Annotated in this window: 15 protein-coding genes; 13 read left to right on the top strand and 2 right to left on the bottom strand. The window is 68.5% G+C overall.

Translation table 11 applies throughout. The annotated features are described in order from the left end of the window. The first annotated feature begins 4 nt into the window (after positions 1 to 4). Positions 5 to 1,993, top strand: a complete 1,989-nt coding sequence (locus QTI68_RS08285; RefSeq protein ID WP_286520888.1) for an aconitase family protein — start codon at positions 5 to 7, stop codon at positions 1,991 to 1,993. A 27-nt stretch (positions 1,994 to 2,020) separates the two neighbouring features. Then, entirely contained in the window at positions 2,021 to 2,995 is a 975-nt protein-coding gene (locus QTI68_RS08280) for a Bug family tripartite tricarboxylate transporter substrate binding protein (RefSeq protein ID WP_503011635.1), read from the top strand. 15 nt (positions 2,996 to 3,010) lie between these two features. Here QTI68_RS08280 and QTI68_RS08275 read toward each other — a convergent pair whose 3' ends face one another. Beyond that, entirely contained in the window at positions 3,011 to 3,193 is a 183-nt protein-coding gene (locus tag QTI68_RS08275) for a DUF3606 domain-containing protein (protein WP_286520887.1), read from the bottom strand. A gap of 248 nt (positions 3,194 to 3,441) precedes the next feature. Between QTI68_RS08275 and QTI68_RS08270 the strand changes: the two genes are divergently transcribed. The 8 genes from QTI68_RS08270 to QTI68_RS08235 all read left to right on the top strand — a co-directional run bounded on the left by QTI68_RS08270 (position 3,442) and on the right by QTI68_RS08235 (position 11,493). Continuing rightward, the gene (locus QTI68_RS08270) at positions 3,442 to 3,822 is read left to right on the top strand and encodes a nuclear transport factor 2 family protein (protein WP_286520886.1); all 381 of its coding nucleotides are present in this window, start codon (positions 3,442 to 3,444) and stop codon (positions 3,820 to 3,822) included. A gap of 93 nt (positions 3,823 to 3,915) precedes the next feature. Beyond that, complete coding sequence (locus QTI68_RS08265) at positions 3,916 to 4,950, top strand: LacI family DNA-binding transcriptional regulator (RefSeq protein WP_286520885.1); 1,035 nt, start codon at positions 3,916 to 3,918, stop codon at positions 4,948 to 4,950. A gap of 24 nt (positions 4,951 to 4,974) precedes the next feature. Continuing rightward, positions 4,975 to 6,585, top strand: coding sequence for an FAD-dependent oxidoreductase (locus QTI68_RS08260; RefSeq protein ID WP_286520883.1), 1,611 nt, complete (start codon positions 4,975 to 4,977; stop codon positions 6,583 to 6,585). A gap of 43 nt (positions 6,586 to 6,628) precedes the next feature. Next, entirely contained in the window at positions 6,629 to 7,897 is a 1,269-nt protein-coding gene (locus QTI68_RS08255; protein ID WP_286520882.1) for an ABC transporter substrate-binding protein, read from the top strand. 36 nt (positions 7,898 to 7,933) lie between these two features. Next, positions 7,934 to 8,869 (top strand): carbohydrate ABC transporter permease, encoded by a 936-nt coding sequence (locus QTI68_RS08250; protein WP_286520881.1) that lies wholly within the window; start codon positions 7,934 to 7,936, stop codon positions 8,867 to 8,869. Further along, the gene (locus QTI68_RS08245; RefSeq protein ID WP_286520878.1) at positions 8,859 to 9,701 is read left to right on the top strand and encodes a carbohydrate ABC transporter permease; all 843 of its coding nucleotides are present in this window, start codon (positions 8,859 to 8,861) and stop codon (positions 9,699 to 9,701) included. The genes QTI68_RS08250 and QTI68_RS08245 overlap by 11 nt, the downstream gene beginning before the upstream one ends. 22 nt (positions 9,702 to 9,723) lie before the next feature. Then, complete coding sequence (locus QTI68_RS08240) at positions 9,724 to 10,791, top strand: ABC transporter ATP-binding protein (RefSeq protein WP_286520877.1); 1,068 nt, start codon at positions 9,724 to 9,726, stop codon at positions 10,789 to 10,791. 69 nt (positions 10,792 to 10,860) lie between these two features. Beyond that, positions 10,861 to 11,493 (top strand): LysE family translocator, encoded by a 633-nt coding sequence (locus QTI68_RS08235; RefSeq protein WP_286520876.1) that lies wholly within the window; start codon positions 10,861 to 10,863, stop codon positions 11,491 to 11,493. 10 nt (positions 11,494 to 11,503) lie between these two features. Here QTI68_RS08235 and QTI68_RS08230 read toward each other — a convergent pair whose 3' ends face one another. After that, entirely contained in the window at positions 11,504 to 11,779 is a 276-nt protein-coding gene (locus QTI68_RS08230) for a hypothetical protein (protein WP_286520875.1), read from the bottom strand. Between the two features lie 209 nt (positions 11,780 to 11,988). Here QTI68_RS08230 and QTI68_RS08225 point away from each other — a divergent pair, with 209 nt between their 5' ends. The 3 genes from QTI68_RS08225 (at position 11,989) to QTI68_RS08215 (ending at position 16,761) form a co-directional block, all read left to right on the top strand. Beyond that, entirely contained in the window at positions 11,989 to 13,806 is a 1,818-nt protein-coding gene (locus tag QTI68_RS08225) for an FAD-dependent oxidoreductase (RefSeq protein WP_286520874.1), read from the top strand. Between the two features lie 61 nt (positions 13,807 to 13,867). Then, positions 13,868 to 15,709, top strand: coding sequence for a 2-oxoacid:acceptor oxidoreductase subunit alpha (locus QTI68_RS08220; RefSeq protein WP_286520872.1), 1,842 nt, complete (start codon positions 13,868 to 13,870; stop codon positions 15,707 to 15,709). Further along, positions 15,706 to 16,761: a 2-oxoacid:ferredoxin oxidoreductase subunit beta gene (locus QTI68_RS08215; protein ID WP_286520870.1), complete on the top strand. Its 1,056-nt coding sequence runs from the start codon at positions 15,706 to 15,708 to the stop codon at positions 16,759 to 16,761. Before QTI68_RS08220 ends, QTI68_RS08215 begins: the two co-directional genes overlap by 4 nt. Positions 16,762 to 16,770 lie beyond the last annotated feature (9 nt).

Below are 16,770 nucleotides of genomic sequence, written 5' to 3'. Positions count from 1 at the left end.
GGGCATGCCAGCCACGTCGCCAGCCAGCACCGCATCCCTCTCGTTCGCCCCGGCGATTCTCTTCCTGAGCAAGTCGGCCGACATTGTCGCCCGCAGCCTCAAGGGCGCGCCGGTGCGGCTCGACGAGGCCTTCCCCTTGCGCGATGACGTCTCCACCGACGAGATCACGCCGCTGACGATCCTCACGCACTACGATGAGAAGCTTGGCCGCTACCCCTATACGGGCTTCAGGGCCGGCGACGCAACGCCCATCGCCATCGACGCGGTCCACGCGCACGGGATCGAGGTCGTTGTGGCAGGCAAGCGCTATGGCAAGGGCTCCTCGCGCGAGCACAGTCCCGCCGCAGAGAAGCTCGCCGGCGTTCGGCTGGTGATTGCGGAGAGTTTCGAGCGCATCTACCGGCAGAACGCCGACAACATCGGCCTGTTTACCTCGACCGATTTCGGCCTGGTCGAACGCATCCAGAGGGGAGAGGCGATACCACTCCACGATCTGGTGGCCGGACGCGACGTACTGGCTGCCTCCATTCTTGAAAGCGGCGGTCTTCTGCGTTTCGGCCAACTGTTCATGCGGGACATCACCGTCGAGCCTGACGCGGTCGACGCGCGACCGCGAACGCTGTTCGAGAAGATCGTGGCCCGTCATGCGTTGGCCACGGAGCTGACTGCGGCGCACCCCGCAGCAGGCGACGGGGCCTTCGTGAAGGCGGACTGGCGCTTCATCCACGAGTATTACACCGGCATGGCGGCGCACATGCTGCACGCCACCTTCGGCCGTCCGCTGGCGCTGCGTGATGTCGCCTCCATCATCGTGTTCGAAGACCACACCTCGTACGTCGAGGAAAGCCCTGCTCACGTGCGCGGCGGCTTGGTTCCCAACGTGCACCGCATGGTCGAGGCACAGCGCGAATTCGCGTCGACGTACGCATTGCGCACGCACCGCACGCTCAGCGAAGCGGAGGCAGGGTCGGACGATGGCAGCAACATCGCCGGCATCTCTCACGCCATGATGGCCGAACGCTATGCGCTGCCGGGTCAGCTTGTCGTCGGCACCGATTCGCACACGCCGCACAGCGGTGCGCTCGGCTGCGTGGCCTTCGGGGTCGGCACCACGGACATGGCGAATGCATTTGTGACCGGGGCGGTGCGCCTGACCATGCCGGAATCACTGCGCATCGTGCTGGATGGCCGCGTGGCCGACGGCGTCACGGCCAAGGACATCGTGCTGCATCTTCTGGCGCTGCCTTTCATCCGAGGCGGCGGCGGGGTGGGCAAGGTGTTCGAGTTCGCAGGTGCGGCTGTCGCAGGCCTTGGCACCGACGAGCGCGCCACGCTCACCAACATGACAGCCGAGCTGGGCGGGCTGACGGGCATCGTCGCGCCGGATGGGGAGACGGTGCGCTTCCTGCGCGAGAGGCGCGGGATCGACTTCGAACTCGAGCCCTGGATGCACAGCGACGAGGGCGCTGCTTACGCCGAAACAGTCCGCATCGACTGCGCCGACGTTCAGCCGATGGTGGCGCGCCCGGGTGATCCCGGCAATGGTCTTCCACTGTCGGAGGTCTGCGAGCCGGTCCGCATCGACATTGCCTATGGCGGGTCATGCACCGCCGGCAAGCGCGAGGATTTCGACCATTACCACGCCGTGTTGCGCTGGGCGGCGGATCGCGGATTGAAGGTAGCGCCCAACGTGCAGCTGTTCCTGCAGTTCGGCACCACCGCCGTACGGGACTACTGCATCGCAGCGGGATACATGGCTGCCTTTGAAATGGTCGGTGCGCGAATGCTCCAACCTTCCTGCGGCGCTTGCGGAAATTGCGGCCCGGGCGGGTCGACCGCCCAAGATCAGATCACGGTCAGTGCGATCAATCGCAATTTCCCGGGACGAGGCGGTCCCGGGCGAGTCTGGCTTGCCAGCCCGCCGACCGTCGCGGCGAGCGCCATTGCCGGCGAACTGCTTTCCTTCGACGCGCTGCAGCAGCGGCACGCCTGACCCGACGACCACACCAGGAGACAACACGTGAACCCAAAGACCATCGGCCGACGTCCGGCCCTTGCCGCCGTATTCGCCCTGACATGCGTGGGCGTCGTCGCGCACGCCCAGTCCGACAAGCCCCTGCGCATGATCGTGCCCTTGGCGGCCGGCTCGACCGTCGACACCCTGGCGCGTGCCATGGCGCCGGGTTTCGGGATAGCCACCGGCCACCCGGTCGTCGTCGAGAACGTTGTCGGGGCCGGCGGAATCCCAGGAACCAGCCAGATCGTCAAGGCCCCAAAGGACGGGCTCACGCTCGGCATGATCTCGTCGAACCATGTCATCAACCCCGGAATCTACAAGACGGTTCCCTATGACAGTTTGAAGGACATCACCCCGATCGCGGTGCTCGCCACGGTGCCGTTGGTGCTGGTCGTGAATCCGACGCTCCCCATGAAGAATCTGAAGGAGTTGCTGGCCTATGCGAAGGCCAACCCCGGCAAGCTCAACTACGGCTCTGCCGGCAACGGCAGCACGCTGCATCTGGCGGGTGAATTGCTCATCAGTGAAACCGGGATCGACATGAAGCATGTGCCGTACCGTGGCACCGGGCCGCTGATCACCGATCTGATCGGGGGGCAGGTGCAGTCGGGCTTCGTCTCGATCTCTCAAGTCGCACCGCAGGTGAAGGCCGGGATGCTGCGTGCTCTCGCAGTGTCGACGCCCGCACGCTCCGCCGCGTTGCCCGACGTGCCGACCGTCGCCGAATCGGGGGCGCCCAAGTACAGCTTCGATGCGTGGATCGCGATGATCGGCCCCGCTGGGCTGCCCAAGACGATCGTCGACGCGGACTATTTGGCGGCGAAGACTGCGCTCTCCTCGCCGGAGGCGCAGACCGCGCTTTCGGCGCAGGGCCTGACGATCGTCAACACGGGGCCAGACCTGGCGCCGGCGTTCTTTCAGGCCGAACTGACGAAGCACCAGAAGCTGGTCAAGCAGTCGGGCGCGACCCTGGACTGAGAAAGACTTCGCGGATCACTCCCGCGACGCGAGATGTTCGCGCACGGCGGCAACGTGATTGCCGACCTTCGAAATGGTATCCCGCAGTTTCGCCTCAGTGCATCGAAGCTCCTTGCACCAGTACTTCAACTCCAGGGAATCTTCCTCAAGGATCCGACCTGGATCCAGTGGCTGGAAATTTCTCAGGTCATCAGGCATAAAGCCTCCTCAGGCAGTGTGGCCGGACCTTTATAGACTTGAGCGAATCGATCTGCAAGGCGGCGGACAGCGCAAAATCCACCCGCCTGAGCGTCGGCTGTGAGGCGTCACGAACTTCCGCTCCGGGCCCGAAGCTCCGATTCGCGACTTGCGGAAGCCGCCGTTCGCGCAGGAGGTCGTCCTGATCGTCCGTTGACACCCATGCCGGCAAGCCGCTCACATGAAACCGGCATGAGGAGAATGCGGCCATGGACGACCACGAAGTGCAAGCCGCCCTGCAGCGACACTGGGCGGCCTCCGATGCCAACGACTTCGCGGCGGAGCACGCGATCTACGCTGAGCACGCGGTGCTCGAGTACCCCCAATCCGGCGAGCGCATTCGCGGTCGGCAGCGCATTCAGGCGTCACGCATGGCGCAGCCGAACCAGAAGCGATTCACCGTGCGGCGAACGCTGGGTGGCGGCGCGCTGTGGATCACCGAATTCGTCATCACCTACGACGCGCAACCGGTCCATGCCGTGAGCATCATGGAATTCGAGGGCGGCCAGGTGGTTCGGGAAACGCAGTACTTCGGCGCGCCGTTCGAGCCCAGCCCCTCGCGCGCCCAGTGGGTCGAGCGGATGCGCTGAGGGCGGGTAATCCCTGCGCTTGATTGCGCCCAATTGCACGCATCTTGTGCTGATAATGCGGATTAGCAATTTAGTCATACGCATCAGCATCCCATGTCCGCCAGCCGTCGCCTGACCCAGCAAGACATCGCCAAGCTCGCGGGCGTGAGCCAGGCGACGGTGTCCCTGGTCCTCAATGGGGCCGACAACGCGCTGGCGCGCATTCCGCCCGAGACCCGGGAGCGGGTGCAGAAGATCATCCGCGAGACCGGCTACGTGCCCGATCCGATCGCCCGCCGGATGGCCAAGGGATCGAACCGGATCCTGGGCGTGTTCACCTACGAGCCGGCCTTCCCGAATGCGCACGCCGACTTCTTCCTGCCCTTCCTGTTCGGCATCGAGGAGGAGGCGCAGGCGCGCGGCTACGACCTGCTGCTGCTGACCGGCACCGGCCAGGGCCCGAACCGCAAGCTGTTCGCCGAGGAAAGCCGGCTGCGCATCGCCGACGGCTGCATCGTGCTCGGCAAGACCTTCGACCGGGCGGAACTCGCGCGGCTGGTGGCGGGCGACTATCCCTTCGTGGCCATCGGCCGGCGCGAGGATGCGGGCGGCCCCGTGCCCTTCGTCGGCGGCGACTACGCGACGGCCACCGGTGCGCTGGTGCGGCAGGCGCGCGACCTGGGGCATCGGCGCCTGGCCTGGCTCGGGTCGAACGGCCCGGCGGAATCGCCGCAGGACCGCTGGCGGGGCTTCACCGCGGCACTCGGCGACGACATGGAACTCGTCCTGCGCTTGCCCGAACCGCCCGCCGACGATGGGCAGGCGCTCGACGCCTTGCTGGCCAGTGGCGCGACCGCGGCCTTCTGCGTCGAACTGGCCGATGCGGTGCGCCTCGAACGCGCCGCCAGGGCACGCGGGCTGGGCCTGCCGGCGGATCTCTCGCTGGTCGCGCTGGGCTCGCACATCCGCACCGAAGGCAGCGGCACGCGCTTCGCCTCGTTCGCGATTCCGCGCGAGGAGATGGGCCGCCAGGCCACCGCGATGCTGGTGCGCCGCGTCGAGGGCGGCACGGCGCAGGCGGTGCAGCAGGTGCTGCTGCCCTGCGAGCCGATCCGCGGCGACACCCTCGGCCCCGTGAAGCCGCACTGAACCCATCCATTGGAACGACACAGCATGCGAGAACTGAAGACGGACATCCTGGTGGTCGGCGGCGGCCTCGGCGGTGTCGCCGCGGCGCTGGGCGCGCTGGAGGCCGGCCGCACGGTGGTGATGAGCGAGGCGTACGACTGGATCGGCGGCCAGCTCACCAGCCAGGCGGTGCCGCCGGACGAGCACAGCTGGGTCGAGCGGTTCGGCGTCACGCGCCGCTATCGGGCGCTGCGCGACGGCATCCGGCGCTACTACCGCGACCACTATCCGCTCACCGCGGCCAGCCGCGCATGGGACGAGCTCAACCCGGGCGCGGGCTGGGTCAGCCGCCTCTGCGCCGAGCCGCGCGTCGGCCTGGCGGTGCTCGAAGCCATGCTGGCGCCCCATCGCGGCGCCGGCCGCCTGACGGTGCTGCAACCCTACCGCCCGGTCGCGGCCGACACCCAGGGCGACACGGTGCGCGCGGTGACGCTGCGCCATCGCGACACCGCCGACGAGATCACGGTCGAAGCCGCCTTCGTGATCGACGCCACCGAACTGGGCGACCTGCTGCCGCTCGCCGGCTGCGACTACGCGACCGGCTTCGAAAGCCGGGCCGACACCGGCGAGCCGAGCGCGCCCGCCACGGCCCAGCCGCACAACGTGCAGGCGGTGTCGATCTGCTTCGCGATCGACCACGTCGACGGCGACCACACCATCGACAAGCCGCGCCACTACGACTTCTGGCGCAGCTACCAGCCGCATTTCTGGGGCGGGCCGCTGCTGGGCTTCAAGGCGCCGAACCCGCGCACCCTGGAGATCAGCGAGCGCTCCTTCACGCCCAATCCGGACGACGACCCGCTGCAGGTCGACGCCGACCAGCGCAAGAGCGGCGGCGACCAGAACCTGTGGACCTTCAGGCGCATCGCGGCGCGGCGCAACTTCGTGCCGGGCGCCTATGCCTCGGACATCTGCCTGGTGAACTGGCCCATGATCGACTACATGGAGGGCACGATCATCGACGTGCCCGAGGCCGAGCAGGCGCGCCACCTGCAGTCGGCGGCCGAGTTGTCGCACTCGGTCTTCTACTGGCTGCAGACCGAGGCGCCACGCGTCGACGGCGGCACCGGCTTCCCGGGGCTGCGGCTGCGCGGCGACGTCACGGGCACCTCGCACGGCCTGGCCATGGCGCCCTACATCCGGGAGAGCCGCCGCATCCTGGGCGTCACGCGGATCGTCGAGCAGGACCTGTCGCATGCCGTGCGCGGCGACCAGGGCGCCGTGCGCTATCGCGACAGCGTCGGCATCGGCATGTACCGCATCGACCTGCACCCCTCGACCGGCGGCGACAACTACATCGACGTGCCCTCCTGCCCCTTCGAGATCCCGCTCGGCGCCTTGCTGCCGCGCCGGATGACCAACTTGCTGGCCGGCGGCAAGAACATCGCCACCACCCACATCACCAACGGCTGCTTGCGGCTGCACCCGGTGGAGTGGAACGTCGGCGAGGTGGCCGGGATGCTGGCCGCCCATTGCCTAGCCCACGCCACCACGCCGCACGCGGTGCAGGCCGACGACGCGCGGCTCGCCGCCTTCCAGGCGATGCTGGCGCGCGCCGGCGTCGAGACGCGCTGGCCCGACGTGCGCGCCTACTGAGACTTCGACCGCTTCGCAGACCCGACCGAGGAGACCCAGCACCATGTTCCATTGCAAGACCTTCGCGAGCTTCCGTGCCATCGCCGGCGGCCTCGCCCTGTCGCTGACCCTGGCGGCCGGCGCGGCGGCCGAGACCCGGCTGCGCATGACCATCTGGAGCGCCAACGAGGCGCACCTGAAGCTCTTCAACGGCATCGCGGAGGGCTTCAAGAAGGAGAACCCCGACGTCACGGTCAGCTTCGAATCGCTGCCGTTCGAGAACTACACGACCGCGCTGACGACCCAGATCGCGGGCGGCAACGCACCCGACATGGCCTGGATCTTCGAGACCGCCGCCTTCGACTTCGTCAACTCCGGCGCACTGGTGCCGCTGACCAAGCCGCTGGCCGCCACGCCGGGCTACAACCTCGGCGAGCTCAGCCCGGCGGCGACCGAGCGCTGGTCGAAGGACGGCGTGCTCTACGCCTATCCCTTCTCGACCTCGCCGTTCGCGGTGTTCGTCAACAACGACCTGATCCGCAAGGCCGGCGCCAAGACCCCGGCCGAGCTGATCGCCGCCGGCCAGTGGACCTGGCCCCAGGCGATCGCGACCGCGCAGGCGGTGGCGCAAACCGGCAAGGGCGGCCTGGTGGTGCGCGACTTCAACTACCAGGCCTGGCAGTACCTGTCCTCGGTCTGGAACGCCTGGGGCGCGGCGCCCTGGAGCGCCGACGGCAAGCGCTGCACGCTGGCCGACAAGCCCATGGTCGATGCCCTGGGCTTCATCCACGACGCGATCTTCGTGAAGAAGGCGATTCCCGGGCCGGGCCAGAACGTCGACTTCTTCGCCGGCGACGCCGCGATGACGATCACGCAGATCAGCCGCGCCTCGCTGCTTCCCAAGGACAAGCGCTTCGACTGGGACCTGGTGCCGCTGCCCAAGGGCCCGACGGGCGACTACGCGATCGTCGGCCAGGCCGGCATCGGCGTGCTGCAGTCGGGCAAGAACCCGGCCGCGGCGGCCGCGTTCGTGGCCTACATGACCAACCCGGAGAACTCGGCCAGGCTGGCGCAGTTCTTCCCCTCGGCGCGCAAGTCGCTGCTCAACGCCGAAGTGCTCGGCAAAACCAACGCCCTGCTCTCGCCGGCGCAGCTCGACCGGGTCGTGGTCGCGGGCATCGCGAACGGCAAGGTGATGCCGGCGCACACCGACTTCGCGCGGCTGCAGCAGATGGTGCGCGCCGGCCTCGATGCCGTGTGGCAGCCGAAGGCCGACATCCCGGCCGCGACGCGCGCGATCTGCGCCCAGATCGCGCCGCTGCTCGCGCAGTAATCCGCCGCCGCCGGCACCCGACGCCCATCCCACGCCATGGCCCGTCCACCCGATCCCGCCGCCGAGCTGTCGCCGGACGCGCCCCGGCCGTTCTGGACCATCGCGCGGCGCGACACTGCGGCAGGCCTCTTGTTCGCCGCGCCGCAGCTGGCGGGCACGCTGGTCTTCGTGCTGGTGCCGCTGGTGCTGGTCTTCTGGTATTCGCTGCACGAGTGGAACGTCTTGGCCAACACCTTCCACTACACCGGCACCCGCAACTACGAACTGCTGTCGAGCGACCCCAGCCTGCCCGGCGTGCTGCTGGCCTCGGCGCTGTTCTCGGCCGGGCTGGTGGTCCTGAACATGAGCCTGGCCCTGCTGCTGGCCGTGCTGCTGAACCAGAAGCTCGCCGGCATCGCGGTGTTCCGAACGCTGTTCTTCTCGCCGGTGGTGGTGTCGCTGGTCGCCTGGACCATCGTCTGGGGCTTCCTGCTGCAGCACAACGGCGGCATCAACGGCACGCTCAGGCTGCTGGGCATCGAAGGGCCGAACTGGCTGCGCACCCCCGCCACCGCGATGCTTTCGGTGATCGTGGTGCAGGTGTTCAAGAACGTGGGGCTCAACATGGTGCTGTTCCTGGCCGCGCTGCAGGGCGTGCCGCGCGAGCTCTACGAAGCCGCGCGCATCGACGGCGCGTCGCGCTTCAGGCAGTTCCGCCGCATCACGCTGCCGCTCATCAGCCCCACCATCCTGCTGACCTCCATCATCACCATCGTCGGCTCGCTGCAGGTGTTCGCGCAGATCGCGGTGCTGACGCAAGGCGGGCCCGGCGTGTCGACCACGGTGCTGGTGTACTACCTGTACCAGCAGACCTTCCAGTTCCATCGCTTCGGCTACGGCTCGACGCTGGCGATCCTGCTGTTCGCGATCGTCGCGCTGCTGACGTTGGCCCAGTGGCAGCTGCGCAAGAGGTTCGTCTTCCATGAACGGTGAGATCTCCGCCCGCATGAAGGTCGCGCTGTACGGCCTGCTGTGCGTGCTGCTGATTCCCTTCGTGTTCCCGACCTGGTGGATGCTGACCTCGTCGCTGAAGCCGATCAGCGACATCTTCGTGTTTCCGCCGCAGCTTTTTCCGACCCACCCGGACTGGAGCAGCTACGCGCAGGTGTTCACGGTCCAGCCCTTCGCGCAGCAGTACTGGAACTCGGCCTGGATCGCGGCCGTGGTGACGGCCGCCACGCTCGCCATCTCGTCGATGGCCGGCTATGCCTTCGCGCGCATCCGCTTCCCGGGCGCCAACGCCCTGTTCATCGTCGTGCTGACCGGGCTGCTGATCCCTTCCGAAGTGACCATCGTGCCGCTGTTCCGGATGTTCCTGAAGCTCGGCTGGGTCAACACCCACTGGCCGCTGGTGCTGATTCCGGTCTTCGGTGCGCCCAGCGTGTTCGCGACCTTCGTGATGCGCCAGTTCTTCATCGCCCTGCCGGCGGAACTGGAAGAAGCCGCGCGGGTGGACGGCCTCGGGCGCTTCAGGATCTTCCGCACCATCGCGCTGCCGCTGGCGCGGCCGGCCCTGGCGTCGGTGGCGATCTTCACCTTTCTCCACAGCTGGAACCTGTACCTGGAGCCGATCGTGTTCCTGTCGACGCCGTCCAAGTTCACCCTGCCGCAGGCGCTCACGCAGTACACCGACGCCTATGGCGGGCCGATGTGGAACATCCAGCTGGCCGCGGCGACGCTCACGGCGCTGCCGGTGCTGATCGTCTTCGTGCTGGCACAGAAGCAGTTCGTCGAAGGCCTGGCCCACACCGGGCTCAAGGGCTGAGCCTCCACACACCGACCCCCTCATGGCAGAAGTCCTACTTTCCGGAATCCAGAAACGCTTCGGCGCCGTGCCGGTGATCCACGGCCTCGACCTCCATATCCACGATGGCGAGTTCGTGGCGCTGGTGGGGCCCTCGGGCTGCGGCAAATCGACCTTGCTGCGCATGATCGCCGGGCTGGAGGCCGTGTCGCACGGCCGCATCCGCATCGGTGGGCGCGACGTGACCGACCTGGATCCGAAGGACCGCGACATCGCCATGGTGTTCCAGAACTACGCGCTCTATCCGCACATGACGGTGGCCGCCAACATGGGCTTCTCGCTGGAGCACCGCGGGCGGCCGAAAGCGGAGATCGCCGAGCGCGTGCGCTGGGCGGCCGACATCCTGGGGCTGGCGGCACTGCTCGATCGCCATCCGCGCCAGCTCTCCGGCGGCCAGCGCCAGCGGGTCGCCATGGGGCGCGCCATCGTGCGCGATCCGCAGGTGTTCCTGTTCGACGAGCCCCTGTCCAACCTGGATGCCAAGCTGCGCATCGTCATGCGCGGGGAGATCAAGGGCCTGCACCAGCGGCTCAAGACCACCACGGTGTATGTCACGCACGACCAGGTCGAGGCGATGACGATGGCGGACCGCATCGTGGTGCTCAACGCCGGCCGGGTCGAGCAGGTCGGATCGCCGCTCGAACTGTTCGACCGTCCGGCCAACCAGTTCGTGGCCGGCTTCATCGGCTCGCCGGCGATGAACTTCGTGCCGGGCCGCTGCACGCCCAGGGGCTTCGAGGCCGCCGATGCGCTGCTGCCGCTGCCTGCGGCCGCCCTCGCCGGCCACGCGGGACGGGACGCCGTCTGCGGCATTCGGCCCGAGCATTTCGAGCTCTGCGATCCGGGCCAGGGGGCGGCGGCGCAGGTGCAGGTGGTGGAGCCCCTGGGCTCCGAGACGCAACTCGGCCTGCGCCTGGGCGCGGCTCAGGTGGTGGCGCTGTTCCACGAACGCCTGGCCGTGGCGCCGGGCGACCTGCTGCACCTGCGGCCGAAGCCGGGCGCCGTGCATCTGTTCGACCCGGCCACCGGCCTGCGGATGGACGCCGCCTGAGCACCAGGGCCTCGTGTCCCCGGCCGAAGCGGTGTATCGTGCCTTCCCGCCCACCCTGCGCTGCCCGCGATGAACGCCGCCACCCTCGCCGTCTTTGCCCTGGTCGCCCTGGTGGCCATCGCCACCCCGGGCCCGACCGTGCTGCTGGCCCTGGCCAACGGCTCGCGCCACGGCGTGCGCCGGTCCCTGTCCGGCATGTTCGGTGCCGTGGTCTCGGACTTCGTGCTGGTGGGCGCGGTGGCGCTCGGCCTGGGCGCCCTGCTCGCCGCATCGGAGTTCTGGTTCTCGGTCGTCAAGTGGGTCGGTGCCGCCTACCTCGCCTGGCTCGGCCTTCGGCTGCTGCGCTCCAAGGGCGGCCTGGACCTGTCGCAACTCGAAGAGCGCCGGGGCCAGGTGAGCACCCGGCGGATCTTCGCGCGCTCCTTCCTGGTCGCCGTGACCAATCCCAAGGGCTACCTGTTCTGCTCCGCGCTGCTGCCGCAGTTCATCGATGCTTCGGCCCCGCAATGGCCCCAGTACGCCGCCATCGCCCTGGTCTTCGCCGGCCTCGACTTCCTCGTGATGCTGGGCTATGCGGTGGTCGGCGCGCGCGCCGTGCGCCTGCTGCGCCAGCGCGCGGTGCTCTGGCTGGACCGGTCCTGCGGCGCGGCGCTGCTGGCACTGGCCGGATCGCTGGCCTTCTATCGGCGCGCCAGCTCCTGAGGACCGCGGCTCAATGCCGCAGGATCGAAGGGATGTCGGAGTGGTCCAGCAGTTCTTCCAGCGCGGTCACGGCGCGCCGGAACTCGTCTTCGTCGACACCCCGCGCCTGCAGCCAGCCGTGCACGAAACTGCGGAACGCCGCCTTGAAGCTGTCGTCGGCCATCCCGTGCGCGGCGAGCAGGGCAATCCCGATCACCTGGAACGTGGCCAGGCCGCGGGTGGCCTCGCTGTAGTTCTCCTCGAAACTCCGGGCCAGTCGTTCGCTGGCGGCGCCGTTCGAATTCATGGTGGGTGTGCCCCTGGTTGGCGGGTGCCATCTCGGCCGGCAAAATCTTGCGCCATCGGGACGGGTTTGTGAACTGTCTGTTCGGGTAACCGCCTCTGCCCTTTGGTGAGGGATTCCACCAAGGCGTGGCCCGGTCCGCCGCGGCGCATACTGGGGGCAGACCCGCGCCGATCCCCACCAGGTCGCGGGCGGCAGCCAGGAGACACGCCTTGCAGCGAACCGACATTGCCAACCCGGCCTATTTCCACAAGGTCGTCGATTGCCAGTACGCCTGTCCGGCGCACACCCCCGTCCCCGAATACATCCGCTTGATCGCGCAACGCCGCTATGGCGATGCCTACATGATCAACTGGGTCTCGAACGTGTTCCCCGGCATCCTCGGGCGCACCTGCGACCGGCCGTGCGAACCCGCCTGCCGGCGCGGGCGGGTCGAGGAGAGCAACGCCCAGGCACCCGAGCCGGTGGCCATCTGCCGGCTCAAGCGGGTGGCGGCCGACATGAAGGAGGACGTCCGCTCGCGGATGCCGACGGTGGCGCCCCGCAACGGCAAGCGCATCGCCTGCATCGGCGCTGGGCCGGCCTCGCTCACCGTCGCGCGCGACCTCGCGCCGCTGGGCTACGAAGTCACGGTGTTCGACGGCGAGGCCAAGGCCGGGGGCTTCATCCGGACGCAGATTCCGCGCTTCCGGCTGCCGGAATCGGTCATCGACGAAGAGACCGGCTACATCCTCGACCTCGGCGTCGAGTTTCGTTCCGGCGAGCGCATCGAGTCGATGAAGGCGCTGATGGCGCAGGGCTGGGACGCGATCTTCGTCGGCTGCGGTGCGCCGCGCGGGCGCGACCTGCAGGTGCCGGGCCGCCAGGAAGCGGCCGCCAGCATCCACATCGGCATCGACTGGCTCAATTCGGTCTCGTTCGGCCACGTGACGCACATCGGCCGGCGCGTGATCGTGCTCGGCGGCGGCAACACCGCGATGGACTGCTGCCGCTCGGCCCGCCGCCTCGGCGGCACCGACGTCAAGGTCATCGTCCGCAGCGGCTTCGACGAAATGAAGGCCTCGCCCTGGGAGAAAGAAGACGCCCAGCACGAGGGCATCCCGATCCTGAACTTCCACGTGCCCAAGGCCTTCGTCCACGAAGGCGGCAAGCTGCTGGGCATGCGCTTCGAGATCGTCCGGGCGGAATACGACGACCAGGGCCGTCGCACGCTGGTGCCCACCGGCGAGCCCGAGGCCTTCGTCGAATGCGACGAGGTGCTGGTGGCAGTGGGCCAGGAAAACGCCTTCCCGTGGATCGAGCGCGACTGCGGCATCGCCTTCGACAAGTGGGGCCTGCCCCGGCTCGACGAGAAGACCTTCCAGTCGTCGGTGCCGAACGTCTTCTTCGGCGGCGATGCGGCCTTCGGCCCCAAGAACATCATCACCGCCGTGGCCCATGGCCACGAGGCGGCGGTGTCGATCGACCGGCTGCTGCACGGCGACGCGGTCTATGTCCGACCGGCGCCGATGACCAACCTGGTGTCGCAGAAGATGGGCATCCACGAGTGGAGCTACGACAACGACACCTCCAACGACCTGCGCTACAAGGTGCCCTGGGCCAAGGCCGAGGCCGCGCTGGCCAGCATCCGGGTCGAGGTCGAGCTGGGCTTCGATGCCGCCACCGCCTTCAAGGAGGCCGAGCGCTGCCTCAACTGCGACGTTCAGACCGTGTTCACCGAGTCCGCCTGCATCGAATGCGACGCCTGCGTCGACATCTGCCCGATGGACTGCATCAGCTTCACGGTCAACGGCGAGGAAAGCGAGTTGCGGCCCCGGCTCAAGGCGCCCGCGCTCAATCTCGCGCAGGACCTGTACGTGTCCGGCGGGCTCAAGACCGGCCGCGTGATGGTCAAGGACGAAGACGTCTGCCTGCACTGCGGCCTGTGCGCCGAGCGCTGCCCCACGGGGGCCTGGGACATGCAGAAGTTTTTGCTCAAGATGACGCCGGCCGGGCCGCAGGCACGCGCCGCACGGGAGGTGGTGGCATGAGCCCCCGCCCGGCCGCTCCGAAGGGGGCTCGCACCGCAGTGCGCAGCACGGAGGTTGCTCTATGAGCCGTATCGAGGCAGTCAACGATTTCGTCATCAAGTTCGCCAACGTCAACGGCTCCGGCTCGGCCTCGGCCAACGAACTGTTCGCCAAGGCCATTCTGCGCATGGGCGTGCCGGTGAGCCCGCGCAACATCTTCCCGAGCAACATCCAGGGCCTGCCGACCTGGTACGAGGTGCGCGTCACCGAGAAAGGCCACCTGGGCCGGCGCGGCGGCACCGACATGATGGTGGCGATGAACCCGCAGACCTGGGACGCCGACGTCGCCGAGCTCGAGCCCGGCGGCTACCTGTTCTACGACAGCACGCGGCCGCTGCCGCCGTCGAAGTTCCGCGACGACATCCGGGTCATCGGCATGCCGCTGACCGAGATCTGCAACGCGGTCTACCACGACCCGCGGCAGCGCCAGCTGTTCAAGAACATCGTCTACGTGGGCGCGCTGGCGATCCTGCTGGGGATCGAGCCCGAGGTGGTCGAGAAGCTGTTCGGCGAGCAGTACAAGGGCAAGGAGAAGCTGCTGGCCTCCAACGTGCAGGCGCTGCACCTGGGCTGCGACTTCGCGCGCGAGAACCTGCGCGAGCCGGTGGGCCTGCAGGTGCGGCGGGCCGACCGGGTCGGCAACCGGATCTTCGTCGACGGCAACAGCGCCGCGGCACTGGGCTGCGTGTATGGCGGTGCCACGGTGGCGGCCTGGTACCCGATCACGCCGTCGTCCTCGGTGGCGGAGGCCTTCCAGAAGTACTGCGCCAAGTTCCGGGTCGACCCGGCGACCGGGCAGAACCGCTTCGCGATCGTGCAGGCCGAGGACGAGATCGCCTCCATCGGCATGGTGGTCGGCGCCGGCTGGAACGGCGCGCGCGCCTTCACCGCGACCTCGGGGCCGGGCGTCTCGCTGATGACCGAGTTCATCGGCCTGGCCTACTTCGCCGAGATTCCCGTCACCCTGATCAACGTGCAGCGCGGCGGGCCGTCCACCGGCATGCCCACGCGCACCCAGCAGGCCGACATCCTCTCGTGCGCCTACGCCTCGCACGGCGACACCAAGCACGTGCTGCTGTTCCCCGAGGACCCGCACGAGTGCTTCGAGCACGCGGCGGCGGCCCTCGACCTGGCCGACCGGCTGCAGACGCCGGTGTTCGTCATGACCGACCTCGACATCGGCATGAACCAGCGCCTGTGCGCGCCCTTCGCCTGGGACGACAGCCACGACTACGACCGCGGCAAGGTCATGACCGCCGAGGAACTCGAGGCCGGCCGCGACTTCGGCCGCTACAAGGACGTCGACGGCGACGGCATCCCCTGGCGCACCTTGCCCGGCACGCACCCGAGCAAGGGCAGCTTCTTCACCCGCGGCACGACCCGCGACGCCTATGCCCGCTATTCGGAACGCGGCCCCGACTACATCTACAACGTGGAGCGGCTGCTGAAGAAGTTCGCGACCGCCGCCGCCCTGGTGCCGCAGCCGGTGCTGCGGCCGGCGGCCCGCCAGACCGAGCTCGGCGTGATCTATTTCGGCTCGACCAGCCCGGCCATGGAAGAGGCGCTGGAGGCGCTCACCGAACGCGGCATCCACCTCGACGCCCTGCGGCTGCGCGCCTTTCCGTTCCCGGACAGCGTGGTGCAGTTCCTGGCCCGGCACACCCGGGTATTCGTGGTCGAGCAGAACCGCGACGCCCAGATGCGCAGCCTGCTGGTCAACGAACTCGAGATCGATCCGGCGCGCCTGGTCAAGGTGCTGCACTTCGACGGCACGCCGATCACGGCGCGCTTCATCGTCGAGGCCATCGGCGCCCATGTCGGGGCGCCCGCGCCCCGCGCCACCGACACCCAGGAAACCGCATGACCTACCTCGCCAAGCCCCGGCTGCATCATCCGACGCTGGCCACCAACAAGGTCGGCTACACCCGGCGCGACTACGAAGGCAAGATCTCGACCCTGTGCGCCGGCTGCGGCCACGACTCGATCTCCGCCGCCATCATCGAGGCCTGCTGGGAGCTCGACATCGAGCCGCACCGGGTCGCCAAGCTGTCGGGCATCGGCTGCAGCTCCAAGACGCCGGACTATTTCCTGGGCGCCTCGCACGGCTTCAACACGGTGCACGGCCGCATGCCCAGCGTGCTGACCGGCGCCAACCTGGCCAACCGCGACCTGCTGTACCTGGGCGTCTCCGGCGACGGCGACTCGGCCTCCATCGGCCTGGGCCAGTTCGCCCACGCCATGCGCCGCGGTGTGCGCATGGCCTACATCGTCGAGAACAACGGCGTCTACGGCCTTACCAAGGGCCAGTTCTCGGCCACCGCCGACCAGGGCTCCAAGAGCAAGAAGGGGGTGGTCAACACCGACAGCCCGGTCGACCTGGTCGGCATGGCGCTGCAGCTCGGCGCCAGCTACGTGGGACGCGGCTTTTCGGGTAACAAGGCGCAACTGGTGCCGCTGATCAAGGGGGCGATCAGCCACGGCGGCTCGGCCTTCATCGACGTCATCAGCCCTTGCGTCGCCTTCAACAACCACCCGGGCAGCACCAAGAGCTACGACTACGTGCGCGAGCACAACGAGGCGGTCAGCCGCATCGACTTCATCAGCGCCAGGGACGAGATCACGGTCGACATGGCGCCGGGCGAAGTGCTCGACGTGCGCCAGCACGACGGCACCCTGCTGCGGCTGCGCAGCCTGCATGCCGGCTACGACCCCGGCGACCGCTATGCCGCCATGGCCCACATGCAGCGCCACCAGGAGATGGGCGAGGTCGTGACCGGCCTGCTCTACGTCGACCCGCTGGCCACCGACCTGCATACGGCGCTCAACACCAGCGACCACCCGCTCAACGCGCTGGGGGCAGCCCAGCTCTGTCCCGGGGCGAAGGCCCTCGACCGGCTCAACGACTCCTTGCGCTGAGCCGGCACG

The organism is Variovorax sp. J31P207, assembly GCF_030316965.1.
GTDB lineage: Bacteria > Pseudomonadota > Gammaproteobacteria > Burkholderiales > Burkholderiaceae_C > Variovorax > Variovorax ginsengisoli_B.
The sequence above is the reverse complement of the archived record's forward strand: the minus strand, read 5'-3'. Positions and strand labels throughout refer to the sequence as shown.